Origin of the sequence: Stappia sp. MMSF_3263, from assembly GCF_030733745.1 — a bacterium.
GTDB lineage: Bacteria > Pseudomonadota > Alphaproteobacteria > Rhizobiales > Stappiaceae > Stappia.
The window spans coordinates 186,676-205,333 of record NZ_JASHIK010000008.1 but is presented as its reverse complement, the minus strand read 5'-3'; the positions used below and the strand labels follow the sequence as shown (position 1 = coordinate 205,333).

Genomic DNA, 18,658 nt, shown 5'->3' with positions numbered 1-18,658 from the left:
TGGGAACAGATGAAGTTGCGGCCGAAGGGGGAGCATCATCGGCGGCGGCGGCCGGTGTCGGGGCAGATTGGGCCGGGGCAGATTGGGCGAGGGCAGCCTCGAGCAGGACAGACTGAAGCAGGGCGAGCTGGGCCACACCGAGCAATGCGGCCAGCACGCCTGTTCGCAGGAGATGCCGTCCGGAGCGGGTCATCCGTTGTCGACCTCACCCAGTTCGTGGCGCGAGAGGATTTCGTTGGCGGCACGCACCGCAGCCTCGGGGCCGTCCGGGTGGTTCCAGATGGCGGCCCGGGCGGCGACAAAATCGGCGCCGGTGGCGGCGGCGGTCTCGATGCCGGCGAGCGCGTGCCCGCTCAGGGCCACGCAGGGCGTCTCGAACATTTCCGACCACCAGGAGGCAAAGTCGAGCGTCTTGCGGTGCGGCTCCTCGTCCTCCTCGCGGGCAAGAAGGCCGAAGAAGACATAGTCGACGCCAAGCTCGGCGACGGTCATCGCGTCGTGCCGGGTGCGGATGTCGCCGACGCCGACAATGCCGGCGGGGCGGAACGTTTCCAGCGCCTGCTTCAGGTCGTCCATGCCGGTGTCGACATGGATGCCGTCGGCACGACTGCGTCCGGCCGTGCGGCTGTCATTGTGGACGAGCACGGCGGTTCCCGCCTCTTGCGCCAGCGGCACGACGCGTTCCGCAATCTTCTGGAAGCCGGTCTCGCCCCAACCGCCGTCGGCGATCAGAAGGCAGGCGACATCGCCACCGGAAAGCGCCGCCGCGAGCTGATCGGGGAAGCGGTCGATGTCGAGGTCGTCGGGTGTAATCAGGTACAGGCGCGGGTGCACGGCGCGTGTCCTTCCGGTTCGCGGGGCCCATCGGCGTGACCGGATCCTGAATGGCGGCCGATCACGGCAAAAGAGGGGCGAAACCGCCCCTCTCGTCAAGCGTCGTCGAGGATGGCGAGGCGGCTCAGGCCGTCTCCAGGTCCTTGTTCCACTCGCCCTTGGCGGCAAGGCCGTTCATCCGGGCACGGTGCAGGAAGGCGGCCTGCGCGGCCGGAACATTCTCCGGCTTGCCGCCCCAGGCCTTCAGCGCCGACTGCTGCAGGGCGCGTCCATAGGAGAACGTGAGCTTCCACGGCAGCGGGCCGGAAGCGTTCATCAGGTGCAGGTGCTCGGTTGCAGCCTCGTCCGACTGGCCGCCGGACAGGAAGGCGATGCCGGGAACGGCGGCCGGAACCGTCGCCTTGAGGCAGCGCAGGGTCAGTTCGGCGACTTCCTCGGCCGAGGCCTGGAAGGAGGCGTTCTTGCCCGGCACGATCATGTTCGGCTTGAGGATGATGCCTTCCAGCATCACGTCCATCTGGAACAGCTCGGAGAACACCGTGTTGAGTGTCCACTCGGTGACTTCGTAGCAGGTCTCGATGTCGTGCGAGGCGGCCGGACCGTCCATCAGCACTTCCGGCTCGACGATCGGAACGATGCCGGCCTCCTGACAGAGCGCCGCGTAGCGGGCCAGTGCATGGGCGTTCGACTGGATGCAGGTGCTCGACGGCTGGCCGTCTTCCTCGTTGATGTCGATCACCGCGCGCCACTTGGCGAAACGCGCGCCGAGATCGTAATACTCGGCAAGGCGCTCGCGCAGCCCGTCGAGGCCCTCGGTGACGGTTTCGCCCGGGAAGCCGGCGAGCGGCTTGGCGCCCTTGTCGACCTTGATGCCCGGCACGGCGCCGGCCTTGCGGATCATTTCGACGAAGGGAGTGCCGTCGGCGGCCTTCTGGCGCAGGGTCTCGTCGAAGAGGATGACGCCGGAGATGCAGTCGTTCATCGCCTCGGTGCTGGAGAACAGCATCTCGCGATAGGCGCGGCGGTTGTCCTCGGTGTTCTGCGTCGCGATCTGGTCGAAGCGCTTCTGGATGGTGCCGGTGCTTTCGTCGGCGGCCAGAATGCCCTGGCCGGTGGCCACCATGGCCTCGGCAATGTCTTCGAGACGTTCACTCATCCGATGCGTCCTCTTCTTTCCGTTCGCTTGTTTCCGCCGCGCGGCAGCTGCGGCTTTCTATCAAAAACGCCGCGCTTTTGAAGGCGCGGCGTGGGGTGTTTCACCAAAAGGATTAATCCTGCAGCGCAACCACGCCCGGAAGGGCCTTGCCCTCGAGCCATTCGAGGAAGGCGCCGCCGGCCGTGGAGACGTAGGAAAAGTCGCCGGCGGCGCCGGCGTGATTGAGCGCGGCGACCGTGTCGCCGCCGCCGGCCACGGTGACGAGCGGGCCGTTCTTGCTGCGGGCGGCGGCATAGCGGGCTGCGGTGACCGTGGCGATGTCAAAGGGCGCGATCTCGAAGGCGCCCAGCGGACCGTTCCATACCAGCGTCGCGGCCGCGTCGATCTTCGCCTTGACGTTGGCGACCGATTGCGGGCCGACATCAAGGATCATCGCGTCGGCGGGGACCGCGTCCACGGAGACGGTCTGGTTGGCGGCGCCAGCCCTGAATTCACGAGCAACGACCGCGTCGACAGGCAGCACGATCTCGCAACCCGAGGCCTTGGCGGTCTCGATGATGCGGCGCGCCGTGTCGGCAAGATCATGTTCGCACAGCGATTTTCCGACATCCTTGCCCTGGGCGGCGAGGAATGTGTTGGCCATGCCGCCGCCGATGACCAGCATGTCGACCTTCTTCACGAGATTGTCGAGCAGTTCGATCTTGGAGGAGACCTTGGCGCCGCCGACCACGGCGAGAACCGGGCGCACCGGCGTGGTCAGGGCGGCGGCGAGCGCCTCCAGTTCGGCCTGCATGGTGCGGCCGGCACAGGCCGGCAGGCGCCGGGCCAGCCCTTCCGTCGAGGCGTGAGCGCGGTGCGCGGCGGAGAAGGCGTCGTTGACATAGAGATCGCCAAGGGCGGCCAGCGCGTCGGCAAAGGCCGCCTCGTTCTTTTCCTCACCGGCATGGAAGCGTGTGTTCTCGAGCAGCGCCACGTCGCCGTCCTTGAGCCCGTCGACGGTGGCGGCGGCAAGCTCGCCGATGCAGTCGGCGGCAAAGGCCACCGGCCGGCCGAGACGTTCGGTCAACGCGGCGGCGACCGGGGCCAGGCTCATCTCGGGCATGACGGCGCCCTTGGGACGGCCGAAATGGGCGAGCAGCACGACGCGCGCTCCCTTGTCGCAGAGCTCGCGGATCGTCGGCAGGACGCGGTCGATCCGGGTCGCGTCGGTCACCTTGTTGCCGTCCATCGGCACGTTCAGGTCGACGCGCACGAGAACGCGCTTGCCGATAAGGCCACCCATGTCGTCGAGGGTCTTGAAGGTCATCGCTTGCTACCCGATTGCATTTCGGCGCGTCGCGCGCCTGCCATTGGCTCGTCTTGGGGGCGCCAGGAAGGCACCGTCAGAGGCGTCTGTGACGCCTGTCGCGGTCTGTCACAGGATCGGGGCGGCCTTGCGGCGGCCGCCCCGGCCAAGTCCGGATCAGATCGTCTTCGCCAGCGCGACCGCGGTGTCCGACATGCGGTTGGAGAAGCCCCACTCGTTGTCGTACCAGGTGAGGATGCGCACCAGGGTGCCGTCCATGACCTTGGTCTGGTCCATGTGGAAGATCGACGAATGCGGATCGTGGTTGAAGTCGCTGGAGACCAGCGGCTCGTCGGTGTAGCCGAGAATGCCCTTGAGCTTGCCATCGGCCGCCGCGCGGATCGCGTCGTTGATCTCGGCCACGGTGGTCGAGCGCTTGGCGACGAATTTCAGGTCGACGACCGAGACGTTCGGCGTCGGCACGCGGATGGAGACGCCGTCGAGCTTGCCGTTCAGCTCCGGCAGGACGAGGCCGACCGCCTTGGCCGCGCCGGTCGAGGTCGGGATCATCGACAGCGCCGCCGCCCGGCCCCGGTAGAGGTCCTTGTGCATCGTGTCGAGCGTCGGCTGGTCGCCGGTATAAGAGTGGATCGTCGTCATGAAGCCGGTCTCGATGCCTATGGCCTCGTTGAGGACATAGGCGACCGGAGCCAGGCAGTTGGTGGTGCAGGAGGCGTTCGAGACCACCGTGTCGGAGCTGGTCAGCGTGTCGTGATTGACGCCGTAGACGATCGTCTTGTCGGCGCCGGAGGCCGGGGCGGACACCAGCACGCGCTTGGAGCCGTTGGCAAGATGGACGGAGGCCTTCTCGCGGTCGGCGAAGATGCCGGTGCATTCCAGCGCCACGTCGACGCCGAGCGCGCCCCAGGGCAGTTCCTTCGGGTCGCGGATCGCGGTGACCTTGATCGGGCCGGTGCCGACGTCGATCGTGTCGCCGTCGACCGTCACCGTCGCCGGGAAGCGGCCATGAACGGAATCGTAGCGCAGCAGGTGGGCGTTGGTCTCGACCGGGCCGAGATCGTTGATGGCAACGACCTGGATGTCGGTGCGGCCCGATTCCACGATGGCGCGCAGCACGTTGCGTCCGATGCGACCAAATCCGTTGATGGCAACCTTCACGGTCATGCTTGTCTCTCCTGTGGCGGCGAACCGCATCCTTGGCGATGAACTGGTGGAGCCCGACCGTCTGGTGAGGAACCGTCCGGCTCTTGTCGTCATTGGAGCGCCGTCCGACGGCGCCCGAACGCTGGTTACAGAAGCCTCGTCAAGGATGCAACGGGGTCCGGCAACATATATCGATCGCGGGCGCGCCTGTCGCGCCCGCGGCCGGTCTCAAACGCTGTCGTCGCGCATGCGCACCGCGCCGAGCGCCTTCTCCAGGACGGCCTCGGCCTTGCGCCGCGCGTCGGCATCGAGCTTTGCTATGTCGAGGCGGAGAAACAGCCCCTCGTTCTCCTCGGTGATCGTGTCCGGATCCGGCATGGCGAGGTCGTGCAGGCCCTCCACGGCATAGGGCACGATCTCGCCGGGAATGCCCTTCAGCGTGATCGGCTCAAGCCGGCGCACGCGCACCCGGTCCTGCACATGGGCCCAGGTCTCGTAGGAGATGACGATGCCGCCGGGCTCGGCGATGCCCTGCAGGCGCGCGGCAAGGTTCGCCTCCGCACCGATGATCGTATAGTCCATCCGGTCGGCGGATCCGAAATTGCCGACGTTGCAGTAGCCGGTGTTGATGCCCATGCGCACCTCGAACGGCTTTTCGATGCCGCGCCGGCGCCACTGTGCTTTCAGTTCCGCCATCCTCCGCTGCATGGCGATCGCCATGTCCAGGCAGGCATTGGCATCCTCGCGCGCGCCGCGCGTTTCCGGGTCGCCGAAAAAGGCGAGGATCGCGTCGCCGATGAACTTGTCGACCGTGGCGCCATGAGCCTGCGCGATGGTGGACATCTCGGTGAAATACTCGTTGAGCAGGCTGGTGAGCTCCTCCGGCTGGAGATGCTCGGCCGTCTCGGTGAAGTCCTTGATGTCGGAGAAGAAGATGGTCAGCTTCTTGCGCTCGGTGGAGATCACCACGTCCTTCTCTCCGGAGAAGATCGACTTGTAGATCTGCGGCGAGAGATATTTGGAGATCTTCATCGAGATGGAGGCGAGGAAGCCGTTGGCCTCCTCCAGTTCGGCGTTCATGCGCCGGAAGGCATTGGCCTGGCGCCATTGCAGGCCCGCAAAGGCGATGCCGAAGGTGCCGGCGCCGGCGAAATAGAGGAAGAGATACTTGAAGGAGAAGAGGTTCCTGGCAATCGGCTGGTGAACGGTGATGGCCTGGATGCCGCGCACGTCGCCGACCTGCCAGTCCTGCTTGGGGCTTTCGGGATGGGTGTTGTGGCAGGAAACGCAGGCCTGTCCCATGACGACCGGCACCGCCATGCGGATCTCGCGCTCGAACAGCGAACCGGCGAACTCCGAGGCGACGGCATCGGGCGCGCGGGTCTCGCGGAACCGGGCCAGGGCTCGCGTCTCGAAGTCGTCGAGACGGTGCGGCGCGCGGTTGCGGAAAGCCTGGTCGGACACGAAGCGATAGTTGACATCGCCGCCGCCGCGGCCGGCGATGACCCCGCCGAGCTCCAGCGACAGCGTGGCGGGAATGGGGACGGCGCCCGGCACGTCCTCGTAATTGTGCACGGCGACTGTGTCGCCGTCGAAAGCCTGGACACGGCCGACGACATTGGCGCCGTAATAGGCTCGGATGTCCGAGATCATGGCGTTCAGGGTGCGCGCCTGCGTCGCCAGCGAGGTGTCGGAGAGGTTGCGCAGGTCGAGCCAGACGGCCAGCGGAAGCAGAACGAGAGCGGCCAGAACGGCACCGGCGAGAATCCAGGGCCGCTCGGCGACCTGGCGCCAGAGCCTGTCGACGCTGCGGTGGTTCTCGTCAGTCTGCGGCACGGCGACGACCTCCCGATGATCGACCTGTTCTTACAGCCGACAGGCGTGCGCGCGCAACAGCGGGAACAGGCGGCCCGTGACCGCCTGTCCCCGGTTTGTCCAAGGCAGGGTCAGAGCCGCGCGTTCACGGCGGCGACGACGGCCTCGGCGGTGATGCCGAAATGGCTGTAGAGCTGCTGGTAGGGGCCGCTGGCGCCGAAACCGGTCATGCCGATGAAGATGCCGTCGCGGCCGATGATGCGGTCCCAGCCCTGGCGGATGCCGGCCTCGACGGCGACGCAGACCTTGGCGCCGCCGATCATGTCGTCCTGATAGTCCTGCGACTGGCGCTCGAAACGCTCCATGCAGGGCACCGAGACGACGCGCGTGGCGGTTCCCGCCGCCTCGAGCGCCTCGCGGGCGGCCAGGGCGATCTCGACCTCGGAGCCGGAGGCGAAGATGGTCACCGCCGGGCTCTCGCCGCTGTCGGCGACGACATAGGCGCCGCGCGCGGACAGGTTCTCCGCCTCGTAGGTCTTGCGTACCGCAGGCAGGTTCTGGCGTGTCAGCGCCAGGACGCTCGGCGTGTCGGGGGTCTCCAGCGCCAGTTGCCAGCATTCCAGGGTCTCGGTGACGTCCGCCGGGCGGTAGAAATCGAGATTGGGGATGGCGCGCAGCGCGGCGTAATGCTCGACCGGCTGGTGGGTCGGGCCATCCTCGCCAAGGCCGATGCTGTCATGGGTCATCACGTGGATGACACGCTGCCCCATCAGCGCCGCCAGGCGCATCGCCGGGCGGGCATAGTCGGAAAACACCAGGAAGGTGCCCGAATAGGGGATGGTGCCGCCGTGCAGGGCCATGCCGTTCATCGCGGCTGCCATGCCGTGCTCGCGAATGCCCCAATGGACATAGCGGCCGGTGAAGTCGTCCGGCGTGATCGCCCTGGTATCGGCGGTGCGGGTGTTGTTGGAGCCGGTCAGGTCGGCGGAACCGCCGATCGTCTCGGGAACGACGCGGGTGATCGTGCCGAGCACGTATTCCGACGCCTTGCGGGTCGCCATCACCGGCTTGTCGTGGGCGATCTGCTTCTTCAGCTTGTCCATCTCGGTTGCAAAGGCTGCCGGCAGGTCGCCACGCAGGCGCCGCTCGAACTCGCCGCGCATCTCCGGATCGGCAGCGGCGAGCCGCTTCTCCCATTCCTTGCGCGTCTGGCCGGAGCGCAGGCCGGCGATCCGCCAGGCGTCGATGATGTCGCTGGGAACGTCGAAGGCCTCGTGGGCCCAGCCGAGCGCCTTGCGGGTGGCGGCCAGTTCCTCGGCGCCGAGCGGCGAACCGTGCACCTTTTCCGAGCCGGCCTTGTTGGGGGCGCCGAAGCCGATGGTCGTCTTCGCCGCGATCAGGGTCGGGCGATCGCTCTCGCGCGCCTCGTTGAGGGCGGCGGCGATGGCCACCGGATCGTGGCCGTCAATGGCGACCGTGTTCCAGCCGCTTGCCTGGAAGCGTCCGATCTGGTCGGTCGAATCTGAGATCGAGACCTTGCCGTCGATGGAGATGCCGTTGTCGTCCCAGATGACGATGAGGCGGTCGAGCTTCAGGTGTCCGGCAAGCGAGATCGCTTCCTGGCTGATGCCTTCCATGAGGCAGCCGTCGCCGGCCAGCACATAGGTGCGGTGATCGACAATGTCGGCGCCGAAGGTCTCGCGCAGGTGCCTTTCCGACATCGCCATGCCGACGGCATTGGCGAGGCCCTGGCCGAGCGGGCCCGTGGTCGTCTCGATGCCGGCGCCGTGGCCGAATTCCGGGTGACCCGCGGTCAGCGCACCAATCTGCCGGAAGTTCCTGATCTGGTCGAGGGTGAAGTCCTCGGAGCCAAGCAGGTAGTGAACGGCGTAGAGCAGCATAGAGCCGTGGCCCGCGGACAGCACGAACCGGTCACGGTCCGGCCAGTCGGGCCGGGTCGGGTCGTAATGCATGACCTGCGTGAACAGCACGGTGGCGATGTCGGCCGCGCCCATCGGCAGGCCTGGATGGCCGGACTTGGCCGCTTCCACGGCATCGGCTGCGAGGAAACGGATCGCATTGGCCATGCGATGGTGCTTGTCGATATCGGTCATCTGGTTCCGTTCGTCCCTGTCGGCGGCCCGCAAGGGCATGTAAGTCCTTGATACGGGCGGCCCTTCGGCCGCCCCGCTGGATCGCCCCGTGCCGCGTCCCCGGCTGTACCCGGGAGAGGCGGGTGCCGCGCCGGATATCCGGTCGCGGGCCGGGGCGCTGGGCCGCCGGCAATGTCGGTTTTTCGGTGGCCGGGACCGGCCGCCGCCGGACCCCCGCCGAGGCGGCCCGACAAATATCAGGAACCTTGGGCGAGTCAACAAAGCGGATGGCAGGAATGCGCAGCCTTGCCGGTTGCGCGCGCTTGTCCGCGAAGATGCATCCGGCGGCCGGCCGATCTCGCATCGCGGACAAAGGAATGCTATAGCGGCTTTTAACAAGCGCTTCGCGCGCGTCCTTAAAGCAAGGCACGCAGTTGGCGGCAACCGGGGATCGCGATGGACGACACATCGGGCATGACGGCGGATGGCGAGCACCGTCTTTCGGGATCGTCCGTTTCGCCCGGCCACAGTGTCGAGGCGGGGCTGGACCGGCTGGCGCGCGCGGTGAACCGGCTCGACGCCGCCGTCCAGCGCCGGCTCGAGGCGGACATGTCCTTGAACGGACTGCAGGACGAGCTGCAGCGGCTCGGCGAGGATCGCTCGTCGCTGGCGGCAACGCTCGACACGGCGGAAACGCGCGTCGCCCGCCTGGAAGATGCCAACCGGGAGGTCTCCCGGCGTCTGGTCTCGGCAATGGAATCGATCCGTTCCGTTCTTGAAACCCACGGCGGGTAAGGGCGGGCGAGAGGAACGCGGCAATGGCGCAGATTATCGTCACGATCAACGGGCGCAGTTTCCGGATGGCATGCGACGACGGGGAAGAGGAGCGGCTGACCGCGCTCGCCCGGCGCTTCGACAGTGCCATCGACAGCCTGCGCGGCAGTTTCGGCGAGATCGGCGATTTGCGGCTGACCGTGATGGCCGGCATCATGGTGACCGACGAACTGGCGGAGCGCGAGCGGCGCCTTGCGGCGCTGCAGGACGAGGTGGAAAGCCTGCGCGAAGCCCGAAGGGCGGCGCTCGAGCGCAACGCGCGCGGCGATGCGGCTATCGCTGAAAAGATCGTCACCGCGGCGGAGCGGGTCGAGGCGCTGGCCGACAGTCTTGCCCAGTCGATGCGACCGGCCGATGCCTGAAACGGCTTTGCATGCCGGGCGCGACGGCTGCCGCGTGACCGGCGCGAAGCCGGCATGCGAAAACGTGTGTTGTCAATCGGGGCGAACCATCCCTATATCGGTATCGGCGTGGCTGCGCGGTTCGTCCGGAGACATATCCCCGGGGCCTTACGCATCCCTAGGGAGCTGTTCCTTTCCCGGCCCGTGGGCCGGGAGACACGGCGCCCACCTACTTAGTAGGTTTCCCGGGATTGCAAACTCCAACGGCCGAGGCGGCCACGTCATGACCTCCCCCTTCCATCGGTGCGATGCGGCGGCTCCCGTTTCCGGGGTCCGTCCGCGCAAGCCGCGCGCCGGGCGATTGCCGTCTCTCCCGCGCCCGCCGTTTCCCTGCCGATCTTCCACGGAGCGCGCCGCATGACCGCCCCCGACCGTTTCCCGACCGGCTCCAGCGTATCGGCCATCAGGGCCGGGGACCCCTCGACCGTGACGCTGGCGAAGGCCGCGTGCCGCAAGCTGGCGCTCGGCCGGCGGGGACAGTTACCGCCACTGGCGCGGATCGAGGCGGGTCTTGGCCTGGCGGAGGCGGTCGATGCACTCGACTTTCCTGCCGGGTCCGTTGTTTCCGGCTTCTGGCCGATCCGCGACGAGATCGATCCGCGCCCGCTGATGGATGCGCTCCGGGTGCGCGGCCACCCGCTCTGCCTGCCGGCGATCGTCGGCGGCGATCTGGTGTTCCGGCGGCTGACCCGCGAGAGCGAGCTGGTGCGAGCCGGATTCGGCACGGTCGAGCCGCCGGCGGATGCGGAGGAACTGGTGCCCGACTGCATGCTGGTGCCGCTTGCCGCCTTCGACACGCGCGGGGCCCGGATCGGCTACGGCCGGGGCTATTACGACCGGGCGATCGCCGCGATCGGGGCACGCCGCGGCGCGCCGCCGATGACGGTCGGCATCGCCTTTTCGGTCCAGCAGGTGGAGGAGGTGCCCGAGGAGGCGCATGACCGCCGCCTGCAGCGGATCCTTTGCGAGACGGGTTTCATCGACATCACGGAGAATGGCTGAGCATGCGGTTGTTGTTTCTGGGAGACCTTGTCGGGCGCAGCGGGCGGCAGGCGGCGATCGACGCGCTGCCGCGGCTTGTCGACCGGCACGGTATCGACTTCGTGATCGTCAACGGGGAAAACGCCGCCGCAGGGTTCGGCATCACCGAGGAGATCCTGCAGGACGTGCTTGACGCGGGTGCCGATGTGGTGACGACCGGCAACCATGTGTGGGACCAGCGCGACACGCTTGTCTATATCGAGCGCCAGGACCGGCTGCTGCGACCCCTCAATTTTCCGCCAGGGGCGCCGGGACGTGGCGCCAACCTTTTCACGGCCCGCAACGGCGCGCGGATCCTGGTGATGAATGTCATGGGGCGTGTCTTCATGGACAGTCTCGACGATCCCTTCACCGCCGTCGACCGGGTGCTGGAGGCGACGCCGCTCGGCCGGGTCGCCGATGCCATCGTCATCGACATGCATGCCGAGGCGACCAGCGAGAAGCAGGCGATGGGCCACTTTGCCGACGGGCGCGCAAGCCTGGTCGTGGGCACCCATACGCATGTGCCGACGGCCGATCACCAGATCCTGCCGGGGGGCACGGCCTATATGAGCGATGCCGGCATGTGCGGCGATTATGATTCCGTGCTCGGCATGGAAAAGGACGAGCCGATATCGCGTTTCCTGCGCAAGATCCCCTCCGGCCGGTTCACGCCGGCCTCGGGCGAGGCGAGCGTGTGCGGGGTTGCGGTCGAGGTCGACGAGACGACGGGTCTTGCCCTTGCCATCGAGCCGTTGCGGATCGGCGGCCGCCTGTCGCAGGTCCTTCCCTCCAGCTGGGGCGAGAGCTGAACGGCGCGATCCCGCGGGCGGCGGCGCGGCTTGCACGCCAACGCTGGATTTTCGAAAGGCCCGAGCCTATAACGCGCCGATCTTGAACGATTGCAGGCAGGACAGGGCGCGCGCCAACGGCCCCGGCCGTTCCCGCCCGCAGGGACATCAGGCGCCGGCCTTGCCGGGCCAGGGTGTTCCGCAGTTTTGAACTGGATCAGTTTCGCGGCATTCGGTCGGGTGCCCGCTGATCCGCGATCCACTCCAGGAGGAACGCGCCTGGATGCCGCGTCCGGCCGGCGCAAGTCCGGCCGATGCCGCCCGCGTTCCCGAGCACGAACCAGGAAGCGACATGGCCGGACATTCCCAATTCAAGAACATCATGCACCGCAAGGGCCGCCAGGACGCGGTGCGCTCGAAGATCTTCTCCAAGCTGTCGAAGGAGATCACCGTCGCGGCGAAGATGGGCGGACCGGACATCAACGCCAACCCGCGACTGCGCCTTGCCGTGCAGAACGCCAAGGCGCAGTCGATGCCCAAGGACAACATCCAGCGGGCGATCAACAAGTCGCAGGCGGGCGAGGGCGACAATTACGAGGAGCTGCGCTACGAGGGCTACGGCCCGGCCGGCGTTGCGGTGATCGTCGAGATCCTGACCGACAACCGCAACCGCTCGGCCTCGAACGTGCGCTCCTATTTCTCCAAGTGCGGCGGGTCGATGGGCGAGACCGGGTCGGTCGCCTTCATGTTCGACCGGGTCGGCGAGATCGTCTATCCGGCAGCGGCCGGCAGCGCCGACGCGATTCTGGAGGCGGCGATCGAGGCGGGCGCGGAAGACGTCCAGTCCGACGAGACCTCGCATGTCGTGACCTGCGCCTTCGAGGACCTTGGCGACGTTTCCAAGGCGCTGGAAGCCTCGCTCGGCGAGGCCGAGACGGTCAAGACGATCTGGAAGCCGCAGACGCTCACCCCGGTCGATGCCGACAAGGCGCAGACCATGCTGAAGCTCATCGGCCTGCTTGAGGACGACGACGATGTGCAGAACGTCTACTCGAACTTCGATGTCGACGAGGAGACCCTGGCGAGCCTGACGGCCGCCTGAGCAGGTGCACTTTCACCGCAGCCATGCGTCGAGCGCGGGAAGGCTGGAAATTGCGGCGAACAGGATGATGCCGTAGGCGACCGGCCGGTAGACGGCCGGCGCCGCGGTGCCGAACAGCCGCGCTCCGGAAAGAATGCCCAGCCCGTAGACCGGGGCCAGCGCCAGCGTCAGCGCGACAACGCCAAGATTGTAGAAACCGTTGAAATAGAAGGCGGCGAAGGCGGCCAGGCTGGCGATGGCGAAAAACGTGATCAGATTGGCGCGGATCGTCGCCGGTTCGTTGGGACCGGCGGCCCAGAACACCACCACAGGGGGGCCGGCGACCTGGGACACACCGGACAGCAGTCCGGCGGCAGCGCCCACACCGAGCGAGGCGGCAAGCCGCGGTCGGCCCTGGTAACGCCAGCCGAGCAGCAGCAGCGCGACGGCCGCCAGCACGATCGTCGAGAGCCCCCATCTGAGCGCCTCCGTGTCGGCAGTGGCAAGGATCGCCGCGCCGAGGGGCACGACCGCCACCGCCGCGAGGCTGACCGGCAACACGGTCGACCAGTCACAGCGGCGTAGCGCCCCTGCGACAAGCGGCAGGGTGACGAGGGCGTCGAGCACCAGGAAGCCGGCGGCCGCCGCGCGCGGCTCGATCAGGGTCGAGGCGACCGGCATGAAGATCATCGCCGCCCCGAACCCGGAAAATCCGCGCACCAGACCGGCGATGACAATCGCGGCGGCGAGCAGAACGAGGCTCGGCGTGTCCGGAAGGCGAGCCGCAAGGTCGGCAAGAAACTGGGGCATGGGCAATCGTAACCGGACTGGTGGCGGGCGCCCGGCCGCTTCGCCGCGCGGGTCGTGTCCAGCTTGCACCCCGGCGAGGAAAAGGCAAGCGCGTGGCCTCCCGCGAAACGGCTGTTCCCGGGCGGGATCGGGGCCTGGATCTCCCGCCGGCGATGTCGCTGCTGGTCAGGACGCGCGAATGGCGTTACCGATTTGTTCCATGGCAACGGCGATTCGCATCCTCGGCATCGATCCCGGACTTCGGCGCACCGGCTGGGGTGTGATCGTGGTCGAGGGCAACCGCATGGGTTTCGTGGCGAGCGGGACGGTGGTCTCCGACAATCGCCTGGAACTCTCGGCCCGGTTGCGGCAGCTGCATGACGGCTTGCAGGAGGTGCTGGCACGGCAGGCGCCCGACGAGGCGGCGGTGGAATTGACCTTCGTCAACAAGGACGCCGGCGCGACGCTGAAACTCGGCCAGGCGCGAGGCATAGCGCTTCTCGTGCCGGCCCTGAACGGGCTCGGGGTTGCCGAATACGCACCCAACCTCGTCAAGAAGACGGTGGTCGGCACGGGTCATGCCGAGAAAGAACAGATCCGCATGATGGTGAAGGTGCTGATGCCGAAGGCGACGTTCAACTCGGACGATGCGGCGGATGCGCTCGCCATTGCCATTTGCCACGCGCAGCACCGGGTGACCCCGGCAGCGGCGCGCATCGCGGAGAAGCTGGCGAAATGACGATGGAGTTCCTCGGGAGCGGGTGCCGCACATGATCGGAAAGCTGAAGGGCCGGGTCGACGAGATCGGCGACGATCACCTGATCCTGGATGTCGGCGGTGTCGGCTATCTCGTCTATGCGCCGGTGCGGGTGCTGCAGTCACTGCCCTCTCCCGGGGAGGCAGCGGAATTGCATATCGAGACCATGGTGCGCGAGGACATGATCCGCCTCTATGGCTTCAGCTCGCGCGCCGACAAGGCCTGGTTCCAGCTGCTGATGACGGTGCAGGGCGTCGGCGCCAAGGTGGCGCTTGCGGCCCTCGGGGTGATGAGGGCGTCGGAGATCGCCAATGCGATCGCGCTGGGCGACACGGCCCAGATCGCCCGGGCGCCGGGCATCGGCAAGCGCGTGGCCGAACGCATCGTCACGGAGTTGAAGAGCAAGGCGCCGGCCTTTGCCAGCGTCGACACGGGCACGATCTCCGCCGCGCAGCAGGCGAAGGCGGCGGTTCCGACGGCCGTCGGTGATGCCGTCTCCGCGCTGGTCAACCTCGGCTACCAGCCGGCACAGGCCAGTGCCGCGGTCTCCGCCGCCGTGAAGAGCGCCGGCGAGGAGGCCGAGGCCTCGACGCTGATCCGGCTCGGGCTCAAGGAATTGTCGAAATGAGCGAGGACGGGGACCGCCTCGTCACGCCGGAAGTGCGCGGCGACGAGATCGACACGACGATGCGCCCCCAGGTGCTCGACGATTTCGTCGGACAGGCGCAGGCGCGTGCCAACCTGAAAGTGTTCATCGGTGCCGCCAAGGCGCGCGGCGAGGCGCTCGACCACGTGCTTTTCGTCGGGCCGCCGGGCCTCGGCAAGACGACGCTCGCCCAGATCATGGCGCGCGAACTCGGCGTCAACTTCCGCGCCACCTCCGGTCCGGTCATCGCCAAGGCGGGCGATCTTGCGGCCCTCCTGACCAACCTGGAAGACCGCGATGTGCTCTTCATCGACGAGATTCACCGGCTCAGCCCGGCGGTGGAGGAGGTCCTCTATCCGGCGATGGAGGATTTCCAGCTCGACCTGATCATCGGCGAGGGTCCGGCGGCACGATCGGTGAAGATCGATCTGGCGCGGTTCACGCTGGTTGCCGCGACGACCCGTATCGGCCTTCTGACGACGCCCCTTCGCGACCGGTTCGGCATTCCGGTGCGGCTGCAGTTCTACACGGCCGAGGAACTGGAACTGATCGTCACGCGGGGGGCGCGGATCCTGGGGCTCGGCATGAGCGAAGACGGGGCGCGGGAGATCGCCCGGCGCGCCCGCGGCACGCCCCGCATTGCCGGCCGGCTGCTGCGCCGGGTGCGGGATTTCGCCGTCGTTGCGGGACAGGAGAAGGTCGACGCGGGGATCGCCGACAAGGCGCTGACCCAGCTGGAGGTGGACAGCGCCGGCCTCGACCAGCTCGACCGCCGCTACCTCAACCAGATCGCGCTGAAGTTCGGCGGCGGGCCGGTCGGCATCGAGACGATCGCAGCCGCGCTGTCGGAGCCGCGCGATGCGATCGAGGAGATCGTCGAGCCCTACCTGATCCAGCAGGGCTATATCCAGCGCACGCCGCGCGGGCGGATCCTGACGCCGCAGGCGTTCCGGCATCTGGGACTGGCCGTGCCGGGGGGCGAGACCATGCCGCAGATGGGACTGTTCACCGATGACGACGACACCTGACGAAAGGGGCGGTGCCTTGCCGGCCGGAGACTTTCCAGGCAGAGACTGGCCGGACATTTCCGGCCGGCTGGAGGCCGGGCGGCACGTGCTGGCACTGCGCGTCTATTACGAGGACACCGATTTCACCGGCCTCGTCTATCACGCCGCCTATCTGAAATTCGCCGAGCGCGGACGTTCCGATTTCCTGCGGCTTTGCGGCATTCATCATCGCGCCCTGCAGGAGGGCGAGCACGGCGATCCGTTGGCGTTCGCCGTGCGGCGCATGGAGATCGACTTTCTCGCTCCGGCCCGCATCGACGACCTGCTGGAAGTGACGACGCGGCTGGAGGAGGCGCGCGGCGCGCGCATCGTGCTGGCGCAGGAGGTGCGGCGTGGCGGCGCGGCGCTGTTCACCGCTCGCGTCACCGTCGCGGTGATCTCGCCCGACGGTCGGCCCCGGCGGCTCCCCGAAGCGCTCGCCGCGCGGCTTCTCGTGGTCGACACGAGCGCGTCTTAACGCGGCAGTAACCTTAACGCTGGCTTAATGCCGCAGGTTATCGGCGGAAACAGTCCCAGTTTCGCCAAAATCGCTCGTCATTGAGGCGGTCGATCAGCGGACAAACCGACTGGCCCGATCGATACGGGCAACCGGCAACCGATCCGGCATGTGCGCCAATGGTATCGGGCAAGAGGTCCAGAATTAGATGAATCCCGTGGAACTAGCACAAACGACCCTCGCGGCTCCGCAGGGCGACATGTCCTTCTTCGCGCTCTTCCTGCAGGCGCATCTGGTGGTCAAGCTCGTCATGTTCGGGCTTGTCATCGCCTCGATCTGGTGTTGGGCGATCATCGTCGACAAGTGGCTTTTGTATACGCGCACCAAGCGTCAGATGAACCGCTTCGAGACGGTGTTCTGGTCCGGCCAGTCGCTCGAGGAGCTGTATCGCACGCTTTCAGGGCGCGCCAATCACTCGATGGCGGCACTGTTCATCGCCGCGATGCGCGAGTGGAAACGCAGCCATGAAGGGGCGCGACCAGCGATCGCAAGCCTGCAGCAGCGTATCGACCGGGTGATGGACGTGACCATCGCGCGCGAGGCGGAGCGGCTGGAGGCGCGCCTGCTGGTGCTGGCCACCGTCGGTTCGGCGGCGCCCTTCATCGGCCTGTTCGGCACCGTCTGGGGCATCATGACGTCGTTCCAGGCCATTGCCGCGTCGAAGAACACCAATCTTGCGGTCGTGGCGCCGGGCATCGCCGAGGCGCTGCTTGCCACCGCGCTCGGACTGCTGGCCGCCATCCCGGCGGTGATCGCCTACAACAAGCTGTCCGCCGATGCCGGCAAGCTGTCCGCCCGCATGGAAGGCTTTGCCGACGAGTTCTCCGCCATCCTGTCGCGCCAGATCGACGAGAGGAGCTGAGCCGATGGGCATGCAGGCCGGGGGCGCAGGCGCCCAGCACAGCGGACGTCGCCGGCGCCGGCGGCGTCAGCAGCCGATGAGCGAAATCAACGTCACGCCCTTCGTCGACGTGATGCTGGTGCTGTTGATCATCTTCATGGTGGCCGCGCCGTTGCTCACCGTCGGCGTGCCGCTCGACCTGCCCGAAACGCAGGCCAAGCCGCTGGAAGGCGCCACCGAGCCGATCACGATTTCCGTCTCCGCCGACGGGCGGATCTATATGCAGGACACGGAGATCGCCGCCGAGGAGGTCATCCCGAAGCTGGAGGCCATTGCCGCCAACGGCTACGAGGAGCGCATCTTCGTGCGCGGTGACGAGAACGCGGATTACGGAACGATCATGCGGGTGATGGGGCGCATCAACGCGGCCGGCTACAAGCGGCTCGGCCTCGTGACGCTCGAGGAGCAGCAGTAAACCCATGCGCGTCGGGCTGATCGCATCGACTGCCGGCCATCTGGTCGTGCTGCTTTGGGGAGTGGTGTCCTTCCCCGATGCGAAACCGTTCGACATCCCGCCGGTCGACAGCCTGCCCGTGGATCTCGTGCCGATTTCGGAACTGACCCGGTTGCGGATCGGCGAGAAGACCGCCGAAGTCCGGGAAGTCGAGGCAACCAAGCCGTCCGAGAAGCCGGTGAAGGAACCCGAGCCGCAGGAAAAGCCGGCGGAGAAGACCGCGGCCAAACCGCGCCAGGCAACGCCCGAGCCGACGCCTCCCCCTGCCCCGACGCCCGATCCAACACCTGCACCGCCGGAACCGCCGACGCCGACCGCGCCGACGCCGCCCGCGCCGGAACCGCCGGCTCCCGAACAGCCGGCGCCCAAGGCGGAGCCGGAACCTGCGCCTGCGCCCGAACCGGAGAAGAAGGTCGCGGAGGCGCCGCCACCGCCATCGGTGCGGCCGCGATCCAAGCCGACGCCGCCGCCGCGGCAGGAGCCGAAGCGCGACGATTTCAACCCGAACCAGATCGCGGCCCTGCTCAACAAGGTCGATCCGGCCGGTGGCGCAACCTCGGAAACCGACACGCCCGCCTCGCTCGGGTCGCGGCAGGGACTGAGCGGCGTGACGATGAGCCAGTCGGAACTCGATGCCCTGCGCGGTCAGATCTCGCGCTGCTGGAACCCGCCGGCGGGCGCGGCCGGCGCCGGCGACCTGAACGTGCGGCTGAAAGTGTTCCTGACGCCGGCAGGCGAGGTCGACCAGCGGCCCGAGGTGATGAATTCGAGCGCCAACCCGACCTTCGGCATTGCGGCCGAAAGCGCGCGTCGCGCTGTGCTGCGCTGCGCGCCCTATTCGCTTCCGGCAGAGAAATACGACGCGTGGCGCGAGGTCATCATCAACTTCGATCCGCGCGAATTGCTCGGCGGGTAGGAGCGGCGACGTGGGCGGGGCAATGCCCGGAATTTCGACCCCCTGGCGGCCTGTGCTACAGAGGCTTGCCGCCCGATTGCGGGGACGACCGTCCGGAATTGCGGAGGTAATGCCCGCAAGAGGACGCGCGAAAGGCGTGAAAATGACGGATTTCAAGG

Annotated in this window: 19 protein-coding genes and 1 other RNA gene; 13 read left to right on the top strand and 7 right to left on the bottom strand. The window is 67.6% G+C overall.

Annotation, left to right across the window (positions count from 1 at the left end; all coding sequences use genetic code 11):
• Positions 1-189 precede the first annotated feature (189 nt).
• The 6 genes from RBB46_RS11430 to tkt form a co-directional block, all read right to left on the bottom strand.
• Positions 190-834, bottom strand: coding sequence for a thiamine phosphate synthase (locus tag RBB46_RS11430; protein ID WP_306029103.1), 645 nt, complete (start codon positions 832-834; stop codon positions 190-192).
• 124 nt (positions 835-958) lie between these two features.
• Complete coding sequence (locus RBB46_RS11425; protein ID WP_306029102.1) at positions 959-1,990, bottom strand: class I fructose-bisphosphate aldolase; 1,032 nt, start codon at positions 1,988-1,990, stop codon at positions 959-961.
• A gap of 112 nt (positions 1,991-2,102) precedes the next feature.
• Complete coding sequence (gene pgk / locus RBB46_RS11420; protein ID WP_306029101.1) at positions 2,103-3,296, bottom strand: phosphoglycerate kinase; 1,194 nt, start codon at positions 3,294-3,296, stop codon at positions 2,103-2,105.
• Between the two features lie 156 nt (positions 3,297-3,452).
• On the bottom strand, positions 3,453-4,460 hold the full coding sequence (gap, locus tag RBB46_RS11415) for a type I glyceraldehyde-3-phosphate dehydrogenase (RefSeq protein WP_306029100.1): 1,008 nt from the start codon (positions 4,458-4,460) through the stop codon (positions 3,453-3,455).
• Between the two features lie 207 nt (positions 4,461-4,667).
• A complete protein-coding gene (locus tag RBB46_RS11410) occupies positions 4,668-6,206 on the bottom strand; it encodes an adenylate/guanylate cyclase domain-containing protein (RefSeq protein ID WP_306029114.1) in 1,539 nt (512 codons plus the stop codon).
• 179 nt (positions 6,207-6,385) lie between these two features.
• On the bottom strand, positions 6,386-8,368 hold the full coding sequence (gene tkt, locus RBB46_RS11405) for a transketolase (protein ID WP_306029099.1): 1,983 nt from the start codon (positions 8,366-8,368) through the stop codon (positions 6,386-6,388).
• A gap of 435 nt (positions 8,369-8,803) precedes the next feature.
• Between tkt and RBB46_RS11400 the strand changes: the two genes are divergently transcribed.
• The 6 genes from RBB46_RS11400 (at position 8,804) to RBB46_RS11375 (ending at position 12,495) form a co-directional block, all read left to right on the top strand.
• On the top strand, positions 8,804-9,142 hold the full coding sequence (locus RBB46_RS11400; RefSeq protein WP_306029098.1) for a DUF4164 domain-containing protein: 339 nt from the start codon (positions 8,804-8,806) through the stop codon (positions 9,140-9,142).
• A 23-nt stretch (positions 9,143-9,165) separates the two neighbouring features.
• The gene (locus RBB46_RS11395; protein WP_306029097.1) at positions 9,166-9,543 is read left to right on the top strand and encodes a cell division protein ZapA; all 378 of its coding nucleotides are present in this window, start codon (positions 9,166-9,168) and stop codon (positions 9,541-9,543) included.
• Positions 9,544-9,649: 106 nt separating this feature from the next.
• Positions 9,650-9,805, top strand: a non-coding RNA gene (ssrS, locus tag RBB46_RS11390) — 6S RNA.
• Between the two features lie 134 nt (positions 9,806-9,939).
• On the top strand, positions 9,940-10,584 hold the full coding sequence (locus tag RBB46_RS11385) for a 5-formyltetrahydrofolate cyclo-ligase (RefSeq protein ID WP_306029096.1): 645 nt from the start codon (positions 9,940-9,942) through the stop codon (positions 10,582-10,584).
• 2 nt (positions 10,585-10,586) lie between these two features.
• Positions 10,587-11,414 carry a TIGR00282 family metallophosphoesterase gene (locus RBB46_RS11380; RefSeq protein WP_306029095.1) on the top strand — a complete coding sequence of 276 codons (828 nt, stop codon included), beginning with the start codon at positions 10,587-10,589 and terminating at the stop codon, positions 11,412-11,414.
• A gap of 331 nt (positions 11,415-11,745) precedes the next feature.
• Complete coding sequence (locus tag RBB46_RS11375) at positions 11,746-12,495, top strand: YebC/PmpR family DNA-binding transcriptional regulator (protein ID WP_306029094.1); 750 nt, start codon at positions 11,746-11,748, stop codon at positions 12,493-12,495.
• Positions 12,496-12,507: 12 nt separating this feature from the next.
• Here the strand turns inward: RBB46_RS11375 and RBB46_RS11370 are convergent, their stop codons facing one another.
• Positions 12,508-13,284 carry a sulfite exporter TauE/SafE family protein gene (locus tag RBB46_RS11370; protein ID WP_306029093.1) on the bottom strand — a complete coding sequence of 259 codons (777 nt, stop codon included), beginning with the start codon at positions 13,282-13,284 and terminating at the stop codon, positions 12,508-12,510.
• Positions 13,285-13,483: 199 nt separating this feature from the next.
• Here RBB46_RS11370 and ruvC point away from each other — a divergent pair, with 199 nt between their 5' ends.
• The 7 genes from ruvC to RBB46_RS11335 all read left to right on the top strand — a co-directional run bounded on the left by ruvC (position 13,484) and on the right by RBB46_RS11335 (position 18,500).
• A complete protein-coding gene (gene ruvC, locus RBB46_RS11365; protein WP_306029092.1) occupies positions 13,484-14,002 on the top strand; it encodes a crossover junction endodeoxyribonuclease RuvC in 519 nt (172 codons plus the stop codon).
• 31 nt (positions 14,003-14,033) lie between these two features.
• On the top strand, positions 14,034-14,648 hold the full coding sequence (ruvA, locus tag RBB46_RS11360) for a Holliday junction branch migration protein RuvA (RefSeq protein WP_306029091.1): 615 nt from the start codon (positions 14,034-14,036) through the stop codon (positions 14,646-14,648).
• Positions 14,645-15,694 carry a Holliday junction branch migration DNA helicase RuvB gene (gene ruvB, locus RBB46_RS11355; RefSeq protein ID WP_306029090.1) on the top strand — a complete coding sequence of 350 codons (1,050 nt, stop codon included), beginning with the start codon at positions 14,645-14,647 and terminating at the stop codon, positions 15,692-15,694. Before ruvA ends, ruvB begins: the two co-directional genes overlap by 4 nt.
• Positions 15,678-16,190: a tol-pal system-associated acyl-CoA thioesterase gene (gene ybgC, locus RBB46_RS11350; protein ID WP_306029089.1), complete on the top strand. Its 513-nt coding sequence runs from the start codon at positions 15,678-15,680 to the stop codon at positions 16,188-16,190. Before ruvB ends, ybgC begins: the two co-directional genes overlap by 17 nt.
• A 187-nt stretch (positions 16,191-16,377) precedes the next feature.
• The gene (gene tolQ / locus RBB46_RS11345; RefSeq protein WP_306029088.1) at positions 16,378-17,091 is read left to right on the top strand and encodes a protein TolQ; all 714 of its coding nucleotides are present in this window, start codon (positions 16,378-16,380) and stop codon (positions 17,089-17,091) included.
• Between the two features lie 4 nt (positions 17,092-17,095).
• Entirely contained in the window at positions 17,096-17,545 is a 450-nt protein-coding gene (gene tolR, locus RBB46_RS11340; RefSeq protein ID WP_306029087.1) for a protein TolR, read from the top strand.
• Positions 17,546-17,549: 4 nt separating this feature from the next.
• On the top strand, positions 17,550-18,500 hold the full coding sequence (locus RBB46_RS11335) for a cell envelope biogenesis protein TolA (protein ID WP_306029086.1): 951 nt from the start codon (positions 17,550-17,552) through the stop codon (positions 18,498-18,500).
• Positions 18,501-18,658: the final 158 nt, after the last annotated feature.